20 protein-coding genes, 1 tRNA gene and 1 pseudogene are annotated in these 19820 nt (G+C 72.0%); 8 read left to right on the top strand and 14 right to left on the bottom strand.

Annotated elements, in window-relative coordinates; genetic code table 11:
- From ABZU91_RS18155 to ABZU91_RS18145, 3 genes and pseudogenes are all read right to left on the bottom strand, one after another.
- Entirely contained in the window at nt 1-891 is an 891-nt protein-coding gene (locus ABZU91_RS18155) for an SWIM zinc finger family protein (RefSeq protein ID WP_355241335.1), read from the bottom strand.
- Nucleotides 888-4385: a DEAD/DEAH box helicase gene (locus tag ABZU91_RS18150; protein WP_355241332.1), complete on the bottom strand. Its 3498-nt coding sequence runs from the start codon at nt 4383-4385 to the stop codon at nt 888-890. Before ABZU91_RS18150 ends, ABZU91_RS18155 begins: the two co-directional genes overlap by 4 nt.
- Nucleotides 4386-4549: 164 nt before the next feature.
- Nucleotides 4550-4681, bottom strand: a pseudogene (locus ABZU91_RS18145) (DUF664 domain-containing protein); the annotation flags it as partial.
- A 117-nt stretch (nt 4682-4798) separates the two neighbouring features.
- On the opposite strand from ABZU91_RS18145, the gene ABZU91_RS18140 reads away from it, so the two are divergent.
- Nucleotides 4799-5005: a hypothetical protein gene (locus ABZU91_RS18140; protein ID WP_355241329.1), complete on the top strand. Its 207-nt coding sequence runs from the start codon at nt 4799-4801 to the stop codon at nt 5003-5005.
- 7 nt (nt 5006-5012) lie between these two features.
- Here ABZU91_RS18140 and ABZU91_RS18135 read toward each other — a convergent pair whose 3' ends face one another.
- Together ABZU91_RS18135 and ABZU91_RS18130 are read right to left on the bottom strand one after the other, a co-directional pair.
- On the bottom strand, nt 5013-6155 hold the full coding sequence (locus tag ABZU91_RS18135) for a polysaccharide pyruvyl transferase family protein (protein WP_355241326.1): 1143 nt from the start codon (nt 6153-6155) through the stop codon (nt 5013-5015).
- 63 nt (nt 6156-6218) lie between these two features.
- The gene (locus ABZU91_RS18130) at nt 6219-6707 is read right to left on the bottom strand and encodes a GNAT family N-acetyltransferase (RefSeq protein ID WP_355241323.1); all 489 of its coding nucleotides are present in this window, start codon (nt 6705-6707) and stop codon (nt 6219-6221) included.
- 161 nt (nt 6708-6868) lie between these two features.
- On the opposite strand from ABZU91_RS18130, the gene ABZU91_RS18125 reads away from it, so the two are divergent.
- Nucleotides 6869-7801 (top strand): phosphotransferase, encoded by a 933-nt coding sequence (locus ABZU91_RS18125; RefSeq protein WP_355241320.1) that lies wholly within the window; start codon nt 6869-6871, stop codon nt 7799-7801.
- 11 nt (nt 7802-7812) lie between these two features.
- Here the strand turns inward: ABZU91_RS18125 and ABZU91_RS18120 are convergent, their stop codons facing one another.
- Nucleotides 7813-8442 (bottom strand): HAD-IA family hydrolase, encoded by a 630-nt coding sequence (locus tag ABZU91_RS18120; RefSeq protein ID WP_355241318.1) that lies wholly within the window; start codon nt 8440-8442, stop codon nt 7813-7815.
- A 42-nt stretch (nt 8443-8484) separates the two neighbouring features.
- On the bottom strand, nt 8485-9033 hold the full coding sequence (locus ABZU91_RS18115) for a hypothetical protein (RefSeq protein WP_355241316.1): 549 nt from the start codon (nt 9031-9033) through the stop codon (nt 8485-8487).
- A 122-nt stretch (nt 9034-9155) separates the two neighbouring features.
- Here ABZU91_RS18115 and ABZU91_RS18110 point away from each other — a divergent pair, with 122 nt between their 5' ends.
- From ABZU91_RS18110 to ABZU91_RS18090, 5 genes are all read left to right on the top strand, one after another.
- Nucleotides 9156-9509, top strand: coding sequence for a hypothetical protein (locus ABZU91_RS18110; RefSeq protein WP_355241313.1), 354 nt, complete (start codon nt 9156-9158; stop codon nt 9507-9509).
- Between the two features lie 328 nt (nt 9510-9837).
- The gene (locus tag ABZU91_RS18105; RefSeq protein WP_355241310.1) at nt 9838-10581 is read left to right on the top strand and encodes a class I SAM-dependent methyltransferase; all 744 of its coding nucleotides are present in this window, start codon (nt 9838-9840) and stop codon (nt 10579-10581) included.
- A 197-nt stretch (nt 10582-10778) separates the two neighbouring features.
- On the top strand, nt 10779-12224 hold the full coding sequence (locus ABZU91_RS18100) for an RICIN domain-containing protein (protein ID WP_355241307.1): 1446 nt from the start codon (nt 10779-10781) through the stop codon (nt 12222-12224).
- An 82-nt stretch (nt 12225-12306) separates the two neighbouring features.
- On the top strand, nt 12307-12747 hold the full coding sequence (locus tag ABZU91_RS18095) for a hypothetical protein (protein ID WP_355241304.1): 441 nt from the start codon (nt 12307-12309) through the stop codon (nt 12745-12747).
- A gap of 146 nt (nt 12748-12893) precedes the next feature.
- Nucleotides 12894-13331: a hypothetical protein gene (locus ABZU91_RS18090; RefSeq protein ID WP_355241301.1), complete on the top strand. Its 438-nt coding sequence runs from the start codon at nt 12894-12896 to the stop codon at nt 13329-13331.
- Here the strand turns inward: ABZU91_RS18090 and ABZU91_RS18085 are convergent.
- Nucleotides 13274-13540 (bottom strand): hypothetical protein, encoded by a 267-nt coding sequence (locus tag ABZU91_RS18085; RefSeq protein WP_355241298.1) that lies wholly within the window; start codon nt 13538-13540, stop codon nt 13274-13276. The genes ABZU91_RS18090 and ABZU91_RS18085 overlap by 58 nt on opposite strands.
- Before the next feature lie 974 nt (nt 13541-14514).
- Between ABZU91_RS18085 and ABZU91_RS18080 the strand changes: the two genes are divergently transcribed.
- On the top strand, nt 14515-14853 hold the full coding sequence (locus ABZU91_RS18080; protein ID WP_355241296.1) for an immunity 53 family protein: 339 nt from the start codon (nt 14515-14517) through the stop codon (nt 14851-14853).
- Nucleotides 14854-14897: 44 nt separating this feature from the next.
- On the opposite strand, the gene ABZU91_RS18075 is transcribed toward ABZU91_RS18080, so the two are convergent.
- From ABZU91_RS18075 to ABZU91_RS18050, 6 genes are all read right to left on the bottom strand, one after another.
- Nucleotides 14898-14972: transfer RNA gene (locus tag ABZU91_RS18075), tRNA-Val, on the bottom strand.
- Between the two features lie 77 nt (nt 14973-15049).
- Complete coding sequence (locus tag ABZU91_RS18070; protein ID WP_355241293.1) at nt 15050-15514, bottom strand: peroxiredoxin; 465 nt, start codon at nt 15512-15514, stop codon at nt 15050-15052.
- Nucleotides 15515-15601: 87 nt separating this feature from the next.
- The gene (locus tag ABZU91_RS18065; protein ID WP_030330240.1) at nt 15602-16039 is read right to left on the bottom strand and encodes a DUF3052 domain-containing protein; all 438 of its coding nucleotides are present in this window, start codon (nt 16037-16039) and stop codon (nt 15602-15604) included.
- 112 nt (nt 16040-16151) lie between these two features.
- Nucleotides 16152-18608, bottom strand: coding sequence for a thiamine pyrophosphate-dependent enzyme (locus tag ABZU91_RS18060; RefSeq protein ID WP_355241290.1), 2457 nt, complete (start codon nt 18606-18608; stop codon nt 16152-16154).
- Between the two features lie 51 nt (nt 18609-18659).
- Nucleotides 18660-19073, bottom strand: a complete 414-nt coding sequence (locus tag ABZU91_RS18055; protein WP_355241550.1) for a MarR family transcriptional regulator — start codon at nt 19071-19073, stop codon at nt 18660-18662.
- 324 nt (nt 19074-19397) lie between these two features.
- On the bottom strand, nt 19398-19802 hold the full coding sequence (locus ABZU91_RS18050) for a YjbQ family protein (protein WP_355241288.1): 405 nt from the start codon (nt 19800-19802) through the stop codon (nt 19398-19400).
- Nucleotides 19803-19820 lie beyond the last annotated feature (18 nt).

Below are 19820 nucleotides of genomic sequence, written 5' to 3'. Positions count from 1 at the left end.
TCACCCCGGTCCGAAGGCACGGTACGCGCGACGCAGCCGTTCCAGTAGGCCGGGCCCGCCGATGGCCGGTGCCGGCGGACCGAGCTGGCGCAGCAGGAGATCCGGCCCGGTCGCCAGTCGGGGTGGCCGGTCGGGCAACGGCACGGGTGACGCCCAGAAGCGGTCCACCGCCTCCGCGACACCGGTGGCGGCCAGCCCGGCGAGCGCCCGGGACGCGCCGGCCGCTGGCAGGACGTCGACCGCCGAGGGGCGTATGTCCACGATGGAGATCTGCGTGGGCGATGTAGGCGTGCCGGCCGCCTCGGCTCGGCGGGCGCGTAGCCGGCCGAGCAGGTCGGCGCGGGATCGGCCACGCCAGTGCAGCAGCTCGAACGGGTCCGCGTCGAACGCCTCGGCGAGCAGGTAGAACGTGGCCGCGAGGTGTTTGCACGGCACGGCGAAGTCGGGGCAGTTGCAGCGCTGGGTCAGCTCGTCGACGCCGGCTGGGAACAGCGGAGCGCCCGCCGCCGCGAACAGCTCCTCCAGCTCGTCGGGAAGGTCCCCGGCGAGCAGGCGGGCGCTGAAGAACGCCTGCCCGGCCAGCTCGTCCTCGATGCGGGACCAGAGCGCCTCCGGGAACACCTCCAGCGCGATGGAGACCTCGTACGGCCGCGGTCGGGAGCCCTGCACCTGGGCGGTGACCCGACCGGGTGCGACGTCGAGCCGGAGGACCTGACCGGCCCGCGCGTACGACCGGCCGCGGGTCAGCCGGGTACCGAGGGCGAACGACTCCAGCACCTCCAGGAACCGCCGGGACCACCAGGACCGCCCGATGGCACCCCGGGTGCTGCGTGCCTTCAGCCCTCCGTCGACCTTGCGGGGGCGACCGTAGTCGGCGAACCGGTCGCTCACTCCACCACCGCCCCGGCCTCCAGGGCGAACAGGTCCCGGAGCTGACCGGTGGACAGCTCGGTGATCCACTGTTCGCCGGTGCCGACGACCCGCTCGGCGAGGCTGCGCTTGTCGGCGATCAGCGCGGCCACCTTCTCCTCGACCGTGCCCGCGCAGACGAACTTGCGGACCTGCACCCGTCGCCGCTGCCCGATCCGGAACGCCCGGTCGGTGGCCTGGTCCTCCACCGCCGGGTTCCACCACCTGTCGACGTGCACCACATGGTTGGCGGCGGTCAGGGTGAGGCCGGTGCCGCCGGCCTTGAGGGACAGCACGAACAGCGGCGGCCCCTCGGCGGACTGGAAGCGCTGCACCATGGCGTCCCGCTCGGCCTTGCCGAGCCCACCGTGCAGGAACAGCACCTCCCGGCCGAAGCGCGCGGACAGGTGCCCGCGCAACATCGCGCCGAACTCCGCGTACTGGGTGAACAGCAGCGCCCGCTCCCCCGCCGCCAGGACCTCCTCCAGGATCTCGGTGAGCCGGGCCAGCTTGCCCGAGCGTCCGTCCAGCGGGGAGCCGTCGCGCAGCAGTTGGGCCGGGTGGTTGCAGACCTGTTTGAGCCGGGTCATGGTGGCCAGCACCAGTCCGCGGCGCTCGATGCCGTCGCTGGTCTCGATCCGGGCGAGCATGTCGTCGACCACCACCCGGTAGAGGGCCGCCTGCTCGGCCGTGAGGTTGCAGACCACCTCCATCTCCAACTTCTCCGGCAGGTCCGAGATGATCGACGAGTCGGTCTTGAGCCGGCGCAGCACGAACGGGCCGGTGATCCGGCGCAGCCGCTCGGCGGCCTCCGCGTCGCCGTGCCGCTCGATCGGCTCGGCGAACCGCTTGCGGAACGTCGCGGCCGGGCCGAGCAGCCCCGGATTGGCGAACTGCATGATCGACCAGAGGTCGGCGAGGCGGTTCTCCACCGGCGTACCCGTCACCGCCACCCGCTGCCGGGCCGGCAACGCGCGGACCGCCTCGGCCTGCCGGGTGGAGGCGTTCTTGATCGCCTGCGCCTCGTCCACCACCACCCGGTGCCAGTCGATGCCGGCCAGGTCGACGGCGTCCCGGGCAGCCACCGAGTAGGTGGTGAGGACCACGTCCGCGCCGTGCGCGGCCGTCGTGAACTCCGCCCCCCGCGCCCGCTCCGCCCCATGGTGTACGTGCACCCGCAGCCCCGGCGTGAACTTCGCCGCCTCCCGTTGCCAGTTGCCCACCAGCGACATCGGACAGACGAGCAGCGTCGGCCCGGTGTCCGGCGGATCTCCGGCGAGCAGCGCGAGCAGCTGCACGGTCTTGCCCAGCCCCATGTCGTCGGCCAGTACGCCGCCGAGCCCCAGCGACCGCAGGAAGGCCAGCCAGGCCAACCCCCGCCGCTGGTACGGCCGCAGCGTCCCGGCGAAGCCCGGCGGCGGGTCGAGCGGGGTGAGCCGGTGCTCGACCGCCCCGGCGAGCAGGTCGCCCAACGCCCCGTCGGCGCTCACCTCCAGCACCGGGAGCGCATTGGTGTCGTCGCCGTCGGTGAGCCCCAGGCGCAGCAGGTCGGCGACGGTCAGCTCGCCGGCCGAGCGGAGCAGGCGCAGACCGGCGGCGAGCCGCCCCGGGTCCAGCTCCACCCACCGGCCACGCAGCCGTACCAGTGGGGTCTTCAGCTCGGCCAACGCCGCCAACTCCTCGGCCGACAGTGGCTGGTCGCCGAGCGCGATCTCCCAGCGGTAGTCGACGAGCGCGTCCAACCCGACACCGGCCTCGGTGCCGGCCACCGTGCCGGGCGCGGTACGGCTGCGGGCGCGCAGCCGAGCGCCGAGCCGCGCCGACGGGCGCTGCCACCAGGAGGGCAGCAGCACTCCGAAGCCGGCCGCGTGCAGCACCGGGGCGCCCTCGCTGAGGAACCGGTGCGCGCCCTCGACGTCCAACTCCATCGCCTCGGGCGCGGCGGTGCGCAGCGCGGTGTCCAGGTCGGGCCAGAGTCGGCTGGCCCGACCCAGCTCGGCGAGCAGGGTCTCCTGCGGGCTACCGGTACGGCCGGCGGGACCATCGAGCGTTAGCGCCCGCCAGACCTCGGCGGCGTCGACGTGCAGGCCCGGCTCGTCGGCGGCCTGCAACCCGAACTCCAACCGCCACCGCGCGCCACCCTCGGCCAGTTCAGGGCCGTCCCTGCGGACGAACGGAGGCGACACGTCGCCCGGCATTGGACGAGTGGCCAGGATCGGTTCGGTGACCTCGTCGGGGGCCGGCTCGACCAGCCGGAAACTGGCCCGCACGGCCCCACCGGCCGCGTCACGCTGCCAGTCGTCCAGCTCGCTACGCAGGAGATCCAGCGCCGCCCGGTCGAGGGTGAAGTCGCGGCGGGGCCCGGCCAGCGCGGCCAGCCAGGCCGGCGCGGGTCCACCCGGACGCAGTCCCCGGGCCAGGGTGGTGCTCGAGAGGGCGGCCCGCGCGGCGGCGTCGGTGAGCGCGTCGAGCGCGTCCGCCACGAGCGCGGCGACGGTCAGCTCACCGTCGGCGGCATCGTCAACCGCTCGGGCAACCACCGCTCCGGCGGCGGCCTCGGCAGCGGCGACCGCCGGCGGCGTGGCGGCAGCGGCGACCGCCGGCGGCTTGGCGGCAGCGGCGACCGCCGGCGGCTTGGCGGCAGGGGCCAGCGGCGCAGGCGCAGGAGCGACCGCGGCGGCGGAGGCCTGCGGTGTGGCGGCAGGGGGCGCAGGAGCGACCGCAGCGGCGCGGGCGGCCGGCGGCAGGGCCAACGCCAGCGAGCGCGCCCAGGCGGCGTCGGTGCCGGTGAGCAGCGGACGCCACACCGCCCGCGCCACTATCTGGCCCCGCTCGTCGACGGAGCGGGCCACGCCGGCACCAGCCCGATCGACACCGGCCGGGACGGCAGCGGCCGGGGCGGCAGCGACCAAGGCGGCGGCGGCCGGGTCGGCAGCGGCCGGGTCGGCCCGATCGACACCGGCCGGGGCGGCACCAGCTGGGTCGGCGGCGGTCAGGGCGTTCGTGTCGGTCGGCGCGTGGACGCCCGGCAGGACGCGGCCCCGGGCCACCAGGTCGGCGGCGAAGTCGGCCAGTTCGGCGAGGTGCCGCAGGGTCGCCCCGGGCACCACCGGGAGTTCGTCCAGGGAGCGGAGCAGGGGCAGGGCGTCGTCTGGGGCGTACACCAGGGTGGGCACCCGCCACGCGGCGAGGGTGAGCCGGCCGCGGGCCGGCGGTGCGACGGTGGTCCGGATCAGCTCGGGCGAGTCGGTCGGCGCGCCCGCCCGGGTGGGCAGGGTGAGCAGCGCGGTGGCCGGGCGAGCTGGCTCGGCGGCGTCGGCGAGGGCCGCGACCAGGTTGGCGTGCCCGGCGGCGAAGGGGTGCGGGCGCTCCCGGGGCGGCCGGCCGGAGCGCGCGACGGGCACCGGCGCGGTGCTGTCCTCGCCCCACACGGCGAGCCCGGAGCCGGGCAGCCACAGCCCGTGGATGACCAGCACGTACTCCCCCTCGTCGCCGCCCCGGCCCAGGATAGGCGGCCCCGCGCGACAAGCCCGCGCCGATCTTGCGGTTTCTGTCGTCGACCTGCGTGGTAATGCCCGTTACGTCGGGACAGAAAGTGCAAGATCGACGAGTCGAGGGTTACCGCCAGGCTCAGAGCGCGCCCGGCGAGTGTCGTCGCGGAGGGCACCAGCCGGCGGGCCGCCTCGGCGTCGGACAGGCCGCGCAGCTTGCGCAGCACGACACCACGAAACGACTCCAGGATGGCGCGCTCGTCGCCGACGCGGGCGAGCACGGGTCCGAGCGTCGGATCGATGGTCTGCTCGGTCACGTCGCCGACCCTAGCCGCGGCGAACCCTCGCGCTGCCCCCATCCCGCTGCGAGCCGGCTGCACGGCGGGCAGGATGGGCGCATGGCTTCCTCCGTGCAGATTCCCCTCGTCGGCGGCACGGCGGACGGGCAGACCGTCACCGTCGAACTGGACACCAACGGCCGCCCGCCGCTCACCCACCACCACCTCGGACCCGGTGGACTGGCCGAGGCGCAGATCTACGAGTTGGAGTCCGCCCGCGAGGAGGCCCGCGAGTGGCTCTACCGGTGGACCGGCCCGGCGGTGTGACCGCGGGTCAGGCGCGGGTGAGGGTCCGGTTGCGCAGCCGGTCCAACACGCCGCGGGTGACCTCGGAGGTGCCGCGGGCCTGCTCGCAGACCTCGGCGACCCGGCGGGCCGTGGCCTCGGCGCGCTCCGCACGTTCGTCCCAGAGGCGGTCGACCTCGGCCAGCAGCGGCCCCTCCACCTCCCGTTCCACACCGCGCAGCGCCGGTACGCCGAGCCGTTGGGCCAGGTCGAAGACCTTTCCGGCGTACGGCAGCGGCAGGAACGGCGTACCCACCATCGCCGCGAAGATCAGGAAGTGCAGGCGCATGCCGACGGCGAGGTCGAAGTGGCGCATCAGCCCGAGCACCTGCTCCGGCGAGTAGGTGCCGTGCAGGATTCGCCCCCGCTCGGCGGCGACCATGTGCGACAGCACCCCGTGCGCGTGCCGGATGTCGTCGCGTTCCATCGGCACGAACAGGACGTACGCGTCGATGCGGTGCACCAGGAAGTCACCGATCTGGGCGAGCAGCCGGTGGTAGCCGTCGACGTCGAGGCGTTCCGCGGCCCGTCCCGGCTCCCGCACGCTGATCCCGACCAGCCTCTTGCCGGCCGGCACCCCCTCCTCGCTGAGCAGGTGCGCCGGGAAGTCGGCCGGCTCCAGGAGGAACGCCGGGTCGGCGGTGACCGTGATCGGGTTGAGCAGTCCGGCTTCCTCCAGGACCATCCGGGACTCCTGGTCCCGGACGGTCACCTGGGTCGCGCCGGCGAGGGTCTCGCGGACCATGCCCGTGTCGACCGCGTCGCTGAGCGGCCCGACCCCCACCGCGTAGGTGATGAGGGGTAGGCCGCGTTCCTGGGCGACCCGGACGACCCGCAGGTAGCGGCGGGCCTCCCGGTCGTAGAGGATGCCGCCGCCGCCCAGGATGAGCAGGTCGAGCTGAGCCAGCACCAACGCCGAGTCGGTGCGGCTGACGCCCTCCCACGGCACCGCCTCCACGTCCGGGTGGGCGGCCCGGGTGTGTTCCGGGTGGCGGGAGAAGACGATGATCCGGGCGTTCGGTTCCTGCGTGCGTAGATCGGTGAGCAGGCCGGTGAGGATCGCCTCGTCGCCGAGGTTCCGGCCGCCGTACGAGCCGAGCACACCGATGGTCAGTCCGGCGCCGTGCGTCATCCGTCGCTCCTCCCCAGGTGCGGTCCGCGCGGGTTTCCCGCTGGGCAGGCGAACAGTCCCGGTTCAGCTCGGTGGGTCGATCCGCTTCGCCATCTGCTGCGACGTGACCTCGAAACCCAGGCTCCGGTAGAGCCCGATCGCGACGGTGTTCGTGCCGAAGACGTTCAACCCCAGCTCGGGTACGCCCAGATTGGCCAGTTCCGCCTCGATGAGCTGGATCATCCGGCGCGCGTACCCACGCCCCCGGTGCGCCGGATCCACCTCGATGTTGTGGATCCACGCCTGCGTCGAGCCGACCACGCCCGTCGCGCCGGGCAGGGTCACCCAGATCCATCCGACCTCGGTGTCGTCGACCCGCGCCATCCGCAGCAGGACCCCCTCGCTGGCCGCGCCGGCGGGCAGTCCTTCCCGCAGTTGCTGCGCCGACCGCTCCCGGGCCGCCTCCGGGGTCATGCCCCGGTGCGCGACCAGGTCCTCGGCGTACCCCACCTCCAGCGGTTCCCACAGCCGGGCCAGTTCCTGCTCGGTCATCGGCGTCACTGTCAACTCCACCAGGGCCTCCCCTTCGATCTCCGATCCGGCACGTAGTGCAGCAGAGCCACGCGAGACGTCGCCAGCGGGATACCCGCGGCGGGGCCTCGACCCGCCCGATCCGCCGGGAAGTCCCGGGAAATGGGTTGTTCGCCGGGCCGGACCGGGCGCACCGTGGCCGGATGCAGGGGACAGCGACGCGGATCGGCTGGGGTGATCTACCGGCGGCGGTCAGATCCGCCGTGGAGGGCATCATCGGTGATCGGGTGGTCGAGGCGGTGTCCCAGTCGGGCGGCTACTCGCCGGGCACCGCCGACCGGGTCCGCACCGCGACCGGCCGGCGGGCGTTCGTGAAGGCGGTCAGCCCGGCACAGAACCCCGACAGCCCGGTCATGCACCGCGCCGAGGCCCGCACCGCCGGCGCGCTTCCGGCGACCGCGCCGACGCCCCGCCTGCTGGGCTGCCACGACGACGGCGAGTGGGTGGCGCTGGTCTTCTCCGACGTGGACGGGCGACACCCGACGGTCCCGTGGCGGGCCGACGAGCTGAGCAGTGTGCTGACGACGCTGGAGGCGATGGCCGCCGCGCTCACCCCGAGCCCCGTCGCACACGTCCCTTCCGCCGCCGAACTGCTGGCCGGAGACTTCGCGGGTTGGCACCGGATCGCCGCCGACCCGCCGCCACGACTCGACCCGTGGGCGCGGGCGCACCTCGACGAGCTGCGGGCCGCCGCCGACGAGGGCGTCGCCGCGCTGGGCGGGGACACGCTCTGCCACGTGGACGTACGGGCCGACAACCTGCTGCTCGACGCGTCCGGCGCGGTGACCGTCGTCGACTGGCCGTGGGCGTGCCGGGGGCCGGCCTGGCTGGACACCGCGTTGCTGCTGGTCAACGTACGGCTGCACGGCGGGCACGACACCGAGGCGATGCTGCGACGGCTGCCGCTCACCGCCGACGTCGACCCGGCCGCGCTCACCGGGTTCTACGCCGGGCTGGCCGCCTTCTTCGCCGACAGCGCCCGCCGTCCGCCGCCGCCCGGCATCCCCGCCATACGGGCGTTCCAGCAGGCCCAGGCCGACGCCCTGCTCCCCTGGCTGGCTGCCCGCCTCGGCTGACGCCGGGTCGGTCAGGGTGCGGTGGGCGCCGACTCCAGGTGGCGCGCCAACTGCCCCAGGTCGTCGAGGCGCAGGTCGGCGTCGAGCCCCTTCAGGGCAGCGGTCATCGCGCCGGCCGCGCGCCCGGCCTGCAACCCGACCTCGGCGTCCTCGACGACCAGGCAGCGCACCGGTGGCACGTCGAGCAGCGCGGCGGCGCGCAGGTAGCCCTCGGGGGCCGGCTTGCCCGCGCGCACGTCCTCGACGGTGACCAGGACGGGCGCGGTGATGCCGGCAGCACCGAGCCGGGCCTCGGCCAGCCGGACGTCGGCACTGGTCACCACCGCCCAGGGCAACCCCAACCGGGCCAACGTCGACAGCAGCTCCAGCGCGCCCGGGGTGGCCGTCACGTCGGACAGGTCGTCGTACTGCAACGCCAACTGCCGTGCCGCCGCCACGGCGACCGCGGCGTCGTCGAGCGCGGGAAGGAGCCGCCTGATCGTCTGGTCGGCGGGTCTGCCGTGGGCGATCGCGAGTGCCGCCGCCGGCTCGACGGCGTACTCGGACGCCCAGCGCTCCCAGGCCCGCTCGACGGCGGCGTCGGAGTCGACCAGGGTGCCGTCCATGTCGAAGAGCACCGCGCCGATGCCGGACAGATCCACGTGACCACCCCCTGTTCCCGCCCGAGCATAGGGGGCGTCCCGTCAGCCCTCGCGGTCGACGGCGGGACGCGCGGCGTCGACGAACGCGACGCGGCGGTTGGTCCGTACCTCGATGGCGGCGAGCCAGCGCTCACGCTGCCGGTCGCGCAGCGACGCCGCCGCGTCGCCCGGCTCGTCGGCGAGCCGGCGCTGCTCGGCGTACTCCGTCGTCAGGCTGGCCACCACCGACCGGCCCGCCGCCGCGACGTCCGCCGGGCCCTGGAGCAACACCAGGTTGTACGCCTCGTCCACGGCGCGCATCGCCACGTACGTCTCGTCGTAGCCGCTCGTGACCCCGTCCGCGCCCGGCTCGACCCACCGCCGGTCCAACCGCCGGTACGCCGCGTCGCAGGCGCTCAGGAACCCGACGTACGCGTCGCGCCGCAGCTCCTCGCGCCGCGCCGCGGACACCTCGGCGCTCTCCTCGCGGGCGATGGTGAGCTGGTGGGCCAGCTGCCGGCGGGTGCTGCGGGCGGCAATCAGCCCGGTCAGGGCGGCGGCGGCCAACGTGGACAGTGAGGTGATCAGCGCGATGGCGACGGTGTCCTGCACGCGCCCAGTCTGGCGGTGGGTGACGCATCGGTCCTCGGCGGGAGGTGACCGGTGACCCATCCTGGACAACATCCGATATCGAATTTAGGCTTGTCGATTATTTTCGATTCACGGGGGTTCTGATGGGACAACGGACCAGGCTTCGTCGTGCCGCCACGGCAGTCGCGCTGCTGACCGCGGTACCGGCCATGCTCACCGCCACCGCCGCCGCACCAGCGATGGCCAGCGCGTCGACCGTGGCGGCGATGGACTGCAACTCTGGCTACTTCCACGACTCCAGCATCGGCCGTTGGGGCGCATGGGCGGGCTGCACCGGTGGCGGCAGCCGGCAGTACCGCGCCAAGGTCTACTGCGAGGACAACAACGGCAATTGGCGGACGGTCCTCGGGCCGTGGAAGTCGGGCGGCAAGAGCAGCTTCGCCTACTGCGCCGAAGACTGGATCGAATTCGCCTTCGGCTCTTCGGTGGTCGTCTGAGCCCAGACGCCGCGTCGTCTGCCCGACGTGCCGCGCGTACTCCTGACCGTGCTCGTCGACGGTGGCCATGGTTGGGGACGTCAACAGGGTTGCTGAGCTGTGCGTCCCCTCGACTCAGCGCCGGGTGCGATTCCGGCGTACGGCCCAGACTCCACCGGCGACAGCCACCGCCAGCGGCAGCAGACAACAGATACTCAAGACCGCAAGGTGCCACGGTTTGATCGCTCCCATAGCCGCGAAGGCTATCCGGCGCGGTCAACTGCTGATCGCGGACCGAGGCAGCAGTCCGGGCGGCTCGGTCCGACGGTAACGTCGGACCGAGCCGCCGATGCCGCGGCTCGGACAGGAGCGCGAGCGATGCCGGAGACGCCGTCTGCGAGCCGCACGGCGGTGCTCGTCTGCCAGGGCCTGCGCCGAGATGATGGTGCCCCGCACGGTCGCGATCGACGACGCCATATGTGACCACCGCAGCTCGCAGATGGTGATCCTGGGGGCCGGGCTGGATGGTCGCGCCTGGCGGATGCCCGAACTCGCGGACCGGACGGTCTTCGAGGTCGACCAGCCGAACAGCCAGCGGGACAAGCGCGAACGCGCCGAGGGGCTGCCCGGCACGCCACCGACGTTCGTGGCGGTGGACTTCGGCCAGGACCGGCTCGTCGAAACGTTGGCAGCCGCGGGGCATCGCCCCGACGAACCGACAACGTGGATCTGGGAGGGCGTCGTGCCGTACCTGACGGCTGCCGAGGTGTCCACGACGGTCGCCGCGCTCGCCGCCTGCTCGGCGCCGACGAGCCGCCTCGTCGTCAACTTCCAGCTTCCCGGGACGTCACTGACGCTGGGTCGGCTCGTCGCACGGTTGCTGATGGCGTCCACCGGGCGGCGCAGCTTCTGGGCGACCGAGCCGTGGCGCTCGACCTGGACACCGGCCGCCATGACCGCGTTGCTCACCCGACACGGCTTCACCGTCACCGGCGACCACGACCTGCTCGACACGGCGCGAGCACTCGGCCTGCCGATCCGGCGTGCCACGTCACTCGCCCACAGCCGGGTGCTGGTCGCCGAACGCGCCTGACGCCGCGACCCAGGTCAGTCGACCAGCTCCGTCCGCCTCCCCCACTGGTCTGCCACGACGGCGCCAGCCGGCGGGTGATGCGGTCGAAACAATCGATGTACATTGATGCATGAATTGGTCCGGACGATCGCGCCGGAGTCCAGGGGTCGCTCCGCTGCCGGCGGCGGTCGCCGCCCGCCCACGGAAGGACGAACGTCGTGAGACGCAACAGACTGCTTTCATCCCTGGTGGCAGCGCTCACCCTGGTCGGAACGGCGATCGTGGCGGTCACCACCATGGCCGCCGCCCCGGCCCAGGCGGCGCCGGTCACGATCCAGAACGGCACGCAGTTCACCGACACCACCGGCAACCTGCTGCACGCGCACGGCGGTGGGGTGCTCAAGGTCGGCGACTACTACTACTGGTTCGGCGAGAACCGCAACGCCAACAACACGTTCCGGGCGGTCTCCGTCTACCGCTCGACCAACCTGCGCGACTGGGAGTTTCGCAACAACGTGCTGACCCAGTCGTCGGCGGCGGAACTGCAGTCGGCCAACATCGAGCGGCCGAAGGTCATCTACAACGCCAGCACCAACCGGTACGTGATGTGGATGCACAAGGAGAACGGCAGCGACTACGGCGAGGCCAGGGCCGCCGTCGCCTCCTCGGCCACCATCGACGGCACCTACACCTACCACGGCAGCTTCCGGCCGCTGGGCAACATGTCGAGGGACATCACGCTCTACAACGACGGCGGCACCGCCTACATGATCTCGGCTGGCGACGAGAACCGCGACCTGCTCATCTACCGCCTCAGCGTCGACTACCTCACTGCGGCCACGCTGGTCGGCAACTTCTGGAACGACGGCAACCGCGAGGCGCCGGCTCTGTTCAAGCGCGGTAGCACCTACTTCCTGCTCACCTCGGGCCTGACCGGTTGGAGCCCGAACCAGGCCAGGTACGCCACAGCGTCCAGCATTTCCGGTCCGTGGACCGGCATGACCAACGTCGGGGACTCGACCACCTTCCGCTCCCAGTCGGCCTTCGTGCTCCCCATCCAGGGCACGTCGACGACGAGCTACCTCTACCTCGGCGACCGCTGGGCCGGCGCCTGGGGCGGGCCGGTCAACGACTCCCAGTACGTGTGGTTGCCGATCGCCTTCCCCTCCGCCACGACCATGAGCCTGACCTGGTATCCCACCATCACCATCGACGCCGCCGCGGGCACCGTCACCGGGGAGGCGCCGCTCTCCTACCGCATCACCAACCGCAACAGCGGCAAGGTGGTCGACGTGCTGGACCATGCCGTCACCGACAACGCCGAAGTCAGACAATGGTCCTGGAACGGTGGCGCGAACCAGAAGTGGGAATTCCGCGACACCGGCGACGGCTACTTCCGGATCGTCAACCAGAACAGCGGCAAATGCCTCGACGTCGCCAACGCCGCCACCGCCAACAACGCCAACGTCGTCCAGTACACCTGTGGCGCGGGCGCCAACCAGCAGTGGCAGTGGGTCGCCACCGGCAGCTACTACCAACTGCGCGCCCGACACAGCGGCAAATGCCTGGACGTGGTGAGCAGCGGCACGGCAGACGGCACCGACATCACCCAGTACACCTGCGGCAGCGGTACCAACCAGCAGTGGACCCGCACCCAGTCCTGACATCGCGGAACCGGCTCCCTGGCCGTTACACGCACCGCCGCCTCCTCTCGACACCGTTGGGCGCACACGGCAAGCTGCGCCGGTGGCGATCGACAGAAAAGGCGAGTTCTGGCGGGGCGAGGACTTCACGGACCTTGCCGACTATCTCCGCGAGTTCAAGCCCGGCGGTTACCCGGTAGCGCGGGTCAAGGAGGTGATCTGCCCCCGGTGTGCGGGCACGACCTTCGCCGTCCTCGTCGACGACGAGGAGGGCTGCGCCGAGGTGAGCTGCGTGGCCTGTGGCGAAAGTGCCTTCGTCGCGGACAGCGCGGACTACTGGATGGACGCCGAGCCGGGCGACTGCGCGTGCCCATGCGGCGGCGAAGTTTTCCAGGTCGCCGTCGGCTTCGCCCTGTACGCGGAGGGTGAGGTTCGCTGGATCAGCGTCGGACTACGGTGCGTTCAGGATGGCACGATGGGCGTCTATGCCGACTGGAAGATCAACTACAGCCCTACTGATCATCTTCTTGATGGTGCCGCCTGAAGGTCCGGGCCAGGTTTGCACCCCCGCTTCGCAATGCGAATGCCGAGGCTCGGCCGGGCCGCCGATAGTTGTCGAGTGAGCGGCATCTCGGCCGGGGCTTGCACCCCCTGTTGCCCACCGACCTCAGTCCAAAGCGAAGGACGACGATGGAGAGCCGGACAGACCCGATCGAGATCATCGCCCGGGTATCCGAGGATGACGGCAAGCAACGCGCCTTCGAGGTCTGGCTCTACAAGGCTGGCAAGGAAGGCTGGCCGGTGACAGTGGAGTTGTCCTCCGTCGACGAACCAGGCGACGAGTGCGCGGTGGTGGAGATCGAGAGCCTGAAGTACCGGATCTTGCACGCGAAGCGTGTCCGACGACGGGTCGCCCTCCTGCCCGCAGGGCAGCATCTGATCGCCGCGGCCGTCGGCGAGACCACGGGCGAGTCGGACGGCAAACCGTCCAGCCGGCCCTTCCTAACTAGCCCCGTTCGAACCTGTTGGTCTCTGGGCTGCTGCCTTGCCCGCTGGCCCGCCTCGTCGAGTCAGCCGTCAGCAGGACGGGTAGACCGGGAGACGGTGATCCGATACACCGTCGCGTGATCGCCGACGGTGACCTCGATCTCGGGCTCTTCGCTCATTCGGCGGATCGAGAAGGTGTCGGCGTTGCCGGCCACCTCTCCGTGGACGACCGCCTCGATCACGTCTTCGAGTAGCTGCCATCGTCTGTCGTCGGTCATACCCGAGAGTAGGCCAGCGAGGAACGGCCCGCTCAGCCCGAGCCACGCTCCTGGCGCGTAGAGGAGGAGCATTCAGACGTTGAAGAGGGACTCAGTGCCGCTGCCGCGTTACCAGCGGCAATGCCGCCCCACACCTGCTCATGCGGCGTCTTGGGCTGCCATCGTTGGTGGCTGGTTGACGGCGTTTGACGATGTCTTGTGATCCCCTGTGTGCCCCACCTGCCGATACGGAGTGATTAGCTGTCGTCCTAGCATCCGACGGCGAGAGGATCGACGGTGGCGTTGACCAAGAAGGGCTCTCGGCTCATCACCGTCGACAGCGTGGTCTACAGGTGGCGGGTGCGCCGAAGGCCAACCTACGCCCAAGCGCTCGGTGAGCGACCACTCACCCTCGCCGTTGAGCAAGCCGACTGCAAGGGCAGCGTACTGCTAGTCGACATGCCCCAGAACCATCCGAGCAATTGGATCGGCGGGCCGCCGGTCCCTGTCCGTCCATCGATGGTCGCCGCAGTTATCCGCAAGGCGCTGAGCGACGGATGGCGGGCTGGACAGCCGGCTGCGGCCTTTAGCGTGACAGCGCTCGACGTAACGCAAGAACCGTCGACCCCTTTGGCCCCCAGGCAACCAACACGGCTCGCCGACCTGCGCTGTCATGAGCATGCACCTGCGGCAACCGTCCACGATCGTTCGCGCACGCCCACCGCCGCTCGTACCCGTCGTCACCCAGATAGTCACTCAGCCGTGGCGGGGACTGGAAATCCCTCGCTCCGCGAAGGACCCCGCGACCCCGTCGAAGACGGCGACGGCAAGCTCCGGCCGCGCGAGGGCATCGGACAACGACAGCTCCAGCTGGGGGTCGTACCCGGGTAGGCCCGTGACTGCCAGAGCCAGGCTCCATCCAGCTCCGTGATACCGACGACGAACAACCTGGCTTGCGGGTCAGGCACCCAGCTGCATGCCGGGCGACTCTGCCTCAAGCGCTACATCGCCCGCGAGACCTACCCTTACTCGACGCCGACGAACCACAGCGAGATCAGGACTACGGAATGCATGATCACGACGAGCTAGCGCCGGGGGTCTGGTCCTGGCTGCAAGCCTGGTACGCGACTCAGTGCGATGGCGAGTGGGAACACGAATACGGCATTCAGATCGAAACGCTCGACAACCCCGGCTGGTCGGTCCGCATCGACCTGGGCGATACGGCACTGTCGGGGACGGCCTACGAGCGGCAGGAGCTCCGTAGGAGCGAGCACGAGTGGGTCATGACCTGGGTCGCCGAAGACCAGTTCAGGGCAGCGTGTGGGCCACTCAACCTCGGCGAGGCGCTACACCTGTTTCGGCAGTGGGTCGAGACTACGACCCGGGTGCCCCGGCCGCAGGCTTGACAGAAACAGGAGCGTCCACTTCGCCGGCTACAGCCGGTGGTGACTGGTGGGCGCGGCAGGTTTCGAACCTGCGACCCCTCGCTTGTAAGGCGAGTGCTCTCCCGCTGAGCTACGCGCCCCGGAACGCCCCGTGTGCGGCGGGCCGGTGGCTGGCAAGCCTACCTGCTCGCCGCCGCCCCGACCGCACGCATACCCCTCAGATGGTCGCGTCGGCGATCGCCTTGCGCCAGCCCTGCTGGTCGCGGGCCTCGCCGGGGCCGGTCATCTCGGCGAAGCGGACCACGCCGGCCTTGTCGATGACGAACGTGCCCCGGTTGGCGATGCCGGCCACGTCGTTGAAGACCCCGTACGCCGCAGCGACGCCACCGTGCGGCCAGAAATCGGCAAGCATCGGGAACTGGTAGCCCTCCCGGTCGGCCCAGATCTTGTGGCTGTAGACCGAGTCGACGCTGACCGTCAGAACCTGGACGTCGTCGTTGGCGTACTCCCCGAGGTTGTCCCGCACCTCGGCCAGCTCACCCTGGCAGGTGCCGGTGAACGCCAGCGGGTAGAAGACCAGCAGCACGGCGCGCCTGCCGCGGAAGTCCGAGAGCCGGACCTCCTGGTTGTTCTGGTCCTTGAGCACGAAGTCCGGCGCCTGGGCGCCCACCTCGATGGGCATGCGGCTCTCCTCGGGTCGACTCGGGGGACGGGGTCAGCCCGGCGCGCCCGACGGCGGACCGTCGGGACGCGAGGGGACGAGAACGGGTTACTTCTTGGCCTTGGCCCCTCGGCGGAGCACCAGGCGGGCACCGCTCCAGTCCCGGCCGGCGTTGACGGTCGAGGTCTGCTGGAGGCCGGCGGTGGGCGCGGACTCCGCGACCTCGCTCGGCTCGACGTGCCCCTCGCGCCCCGCCTTGGGGGTGAGGAGCCACACGACCCCGTTGTCGGCCAGCGGGCCGAGGGCGTCGACGAGCAGCTCGAAGAGGTCACCGTCACCGTCGCGGTACCACACGAGCACCGCGTCGACCACCTCGTCGGTGTCCTCGTCGACCAGATCTCCACAGCGGTCGGTCAGGGCGTCCCGGAGATCCTGGTCGACGTCGTCGTCGTACCCCATCTCCATGACGACCATCCCCGGTTCGATGCCGAACCGGTCCGCCAGGCTGCGTACCCCGTCGGCGGCCTGACCAGCGGTCGCGCTCACTGTCGCGTGCCTCCTCATCTCGTCCCTGCTCGCGGCGTCGGACCGACGCCGTCAGGCAAAGTCCACACAGTTGTGCGTCTGCGCGCAAGTGGCGCACCGGGTGGAACGGAATTTACCGTGCCAGCAGCGTACGGGCACCGTCGGTAATGGCTTCCGGGGAGACCAGAACATGACGTGCCGCCGGACCTAATGGTACAAACGAGTCAACTCCGGCCACCCGCCGCGCTGCACCGACATATCCGGCGTCGACCAGCGCGGCGATCACTCCCTCGCCGACCCCGCCCGACCGGCGTGTCTCGTCCACCACCAGCACCCGGCCGGTCGCCGAGGACTCGCGGATGATGTCGGCCACCGGCAGGGGCGCCAGCCAGCGCAGGTCCACCACACGGGTGCCCACGCCCTCCTCGGCGAGCGCGGCCGCGGCCCGCAGCGACATCCGCACCCCGTTACCGAAGGTGATGATGGTCAGGTCGTCCGCCGAGCCGATCCGGTAGACCCGGGCCCGGCCGATCGGCACGTGCCCGGCCACCCACGAGCCCGGCTCGGGATAGCCGGCCAGCCACTCTCCGTCGCCATCGGCGTACAGGTCGCGGGTGTGGTACAGCGCGATCGGCTCCAGGAACACGCAGACGCTGCCGTCCACCGCCGCGCTCGCCAGACAGGTCCGCAGCATGGGCGCGGCGTCGTCCGGCCGCGCCGGCACCGCGATCACCAGACCGGGCACATCCCGGAGTACGGCCACCGAGTTGTCGTTGTGGAAGTGCCCGCCGAACCCCTGCTGGTACGCCAACCCGGCAACCCGCACCACCATGGGGTTGCGGAAGGCGCCCCGCGAGAAGAACTGCATGGTGGCGGCCTCGCCGCGGAGCTGGTCCTCGGCGTTGTGCAGGTACGCCAGGTACTGGATCTCCGGCACCGGCAGCATCCCGGCCAGCCCGGCGCCCAGGCCCAGCCCCAGCACCGACGTCTCGTCGAGCAGTGTGTCGAAGACCCGGGCCGCCCCGAACCGGTCGCGCAGGCCCTTCGTCACGCCGTACACGCCGCCCTTGACGGCCACGTCCTCGCCGAAGACGGCCATCTGCGGGTGGTCGAGCAGCCCGTCGGCGAGCGCCGCGTTGATGCTCTGTGCCAGGGTCATCGGCCCACTCAGCTCCGGCGGCTTGCCCCCGAACGCCTCCTCGCGGGCCGCCGCGCCCGGCCCGCTGGCCCGGGCCGCCGCGTCGGCCACGGCCCGCGCCACGCGTACCGGGCGGCGGGGGGCCAGCGCCGACACCACGTCGGCGGCGGAGGCCAGTTTCGGCTCGCCCAGCACCTCCTCGGCGAGCCGGCGTACCTGCCAGCCCGTCTCGTCGTACCGGGCCAGCAGCTCCTCGGCGGTCGCCACACCGGCGTCGACGAGCAGCCGCGCGGTGGCGGCCACCGGGTCCCGGTCCAGGTCCTCGGCCAGCTCGGCCGGGCTGCGGTACGCCGACTCCGCGTCGGCCCCGGCGTGGCCCATGAGCCGGATCGTGCGCAGGTGCAGCACGGCGGGCCGCCGGTACCGACGTACCCAGGCGGCAGCCTCCTGCGTTACCGCGTACGTCCCCGCGGGGTCGGCGCCGTCCGCGCTGAAGTAGCGGATGCCCGGCTTGGCGCGCAGCGTCGCCTCCACCCAGCCCTCCGGCGAGCGGACGCTGATGCCCAGCCCGTTGTCCTCGCAGACGAAGAGCACCGGGATGCGCAGGCCGGCATGGTCGTACCAGCCCGCGGTGTTGAAGGCGGCGGTGGCGCTGGCGTGGTTGACCGACGCGTCGCCGAACGAGCAGACCACGATGGCGTCCGGCGGCCAGGGGACGTGCGCCGCGCCGGCGCCGCTGCCGACACGCACTCCGGTCCCGGTGCGCCGTCCGGCGGTGTCCAGCCGGCGCAGCCGCTCCACGGCCAGCCCCATCCCGACCGCGCGGGGCAGGTGCGAGGCGATGGTGGAGGTGGTCGGCACGACGGCCAGATCGGCACGGCCGAACACCTTGTGCCGGCCGCCGGCGATCGGCTCCTCGCTGGACGCAACCATCCCCCGCAACACGTCCCGGGCCGCCTCCGCGTACGGCACGAAGCCACCGACGGGTGCCTCGGACCCGGCCGGCTCGGGTTCGGAGTCCGGGTCCGGAGCGTCGGCGGCCGGGGACGTCGGGGCGTCGGCGGGGGGTGTCGGGGCGTCGGCGGCGGGGGGTGTCGGGGCGTCGGCGGCGACCTGGGCGGCGCGGACGCAGTAGAAGGCACCGGAGCGGTAGTGCAGCAGCGCCGGGTCGGTGGGGCGCAGCGCAGCCGCGACGGCGGCGTTGCCCTCGTGCCCGGACGAGCCGATGGTGTAGAAACCCTCCCCGAAGCTGCGCAGCCAGCGCCCGGCCAGGTCGAGTTGCCGGCTGGTCACCTGCGCGTCGAACAGATCGAGCAGTTGGGCACCGGTCAGCGGGGCGTCGTCGGTGACCGGATCGGCGAGGTCACGCCGTTGCGCTGGAGCGGGCAGCGCCGCCAGCGTCTCCCGGAACCGGTCGTCGAGATCTTGCGGGGTGGTCACGTCCGACAGCATTACCGACGCAGGCCACCGTCGCCCAGTGGGACACGGCCGCCGCGGGTCGACTCACTGCGGGTCGCAGGGCTCCGGAAAACCGCCGTCGGACGCCTTCCACACCAGGTCACGCAGGGTGGACAGCTCCTCGTCGCTCAACGCGGCGAGGAGTCGGGAGTCGGACATCACCTCGGACACCCGGTCCCGCACGACGCGCCCGTCACCGGTCACCACGAGCGTCTTCTGTCGGCGGTCGGCCGGGTCGGTCCGGCGTTCGACCAGGCCGGCCTGCTCCAGCTTGTCGACGAGCGCCGTCACGTTCGACCGGTCACAGCTCAGCCGGTCGGCGAGGTCCCGTGCCGGCATCGGACGGTCTGGGTCCAGCTCGTGCAACGCCCGGGCCGCCGCCGGGGTGAGCCCCAACTCGACGAACGCGCTGCCCTGCCGATGCCGCAGGGAGGCCGTCAGCTGGGCCATCCGACCCATCGCGTCGGCGGCCAGCCCGGCCCGATCCCCCTGTCGGCCCGCCGCGGAGCCCCCCTGCGGTGCCACGGCCACATCGTACGCGTCACGCGGACCGCCCAGCTCAGCGATGAGGCCGCCCCAGCCTGCCGGGCCCTGCCCGCCGGGCTCGGTCGGGCGGCGTCGGATGAGGACTCGCGTCGGGCGCAGCCGCAACGGCCGCCGGGCGGTCAAGATCCGCACAACTTCGGTGAAAGTGCTGCCTCGGCGCGCCCGGAGGCAGCAGTTTCGGGTTAGTTGCGCGGATCTTGGGGCGGGACGGGACGGGACGGGGACGGGGCGCGGGCGTCAGGCGGGCAGGAACGAGAAGCGGACCTGGCGGGTGGGGTTGTCGCCGTTGGTGTCGACCAGGCAGACGGACTGCCAGGTGCCCAGGGCCAGTCGACCGGAGAGCACCGGCAGCGTGGCGTACGGCGGAACGAAGGCCGGCAGGACGTGGTCCCGGCCGTGCCCGGGTGAGCCGTGCCGGTGTCGCCAGCGGTTGTCGGTCGGCAGCAGCGCGTCGATGGCGGTGAGCAGGTCGTCGTCGGAGCCCGACCCGGTTTCGATGATCGCCAGCCCGGCCGTGGCGTGCGGCACGAAGACGTGCAGCAGGCCGTCGCCCTCGCCGGAGACGAAGCTCTGGGCCTCGGCGGTGATGTCCCGGACGGTCGGCCTGGACCCGGTCTGGACGGTGATCACGTCACTGCGCATACGTCGCATTCTGCCGCA

It is taken from the genome of Micromonospora sp. NPDC005174 (assembly GCF_040608495.1).
Lineage (GTDB): Bacteria > Actinomycetota > Actinomycetes > Mycobacteriales > Micromonosporaceae > Micromonospora.
Note: the sequence above shows the minus strand (reverse complement) of the source record. Positions and strands in the feature narration are given on the sequence as shown.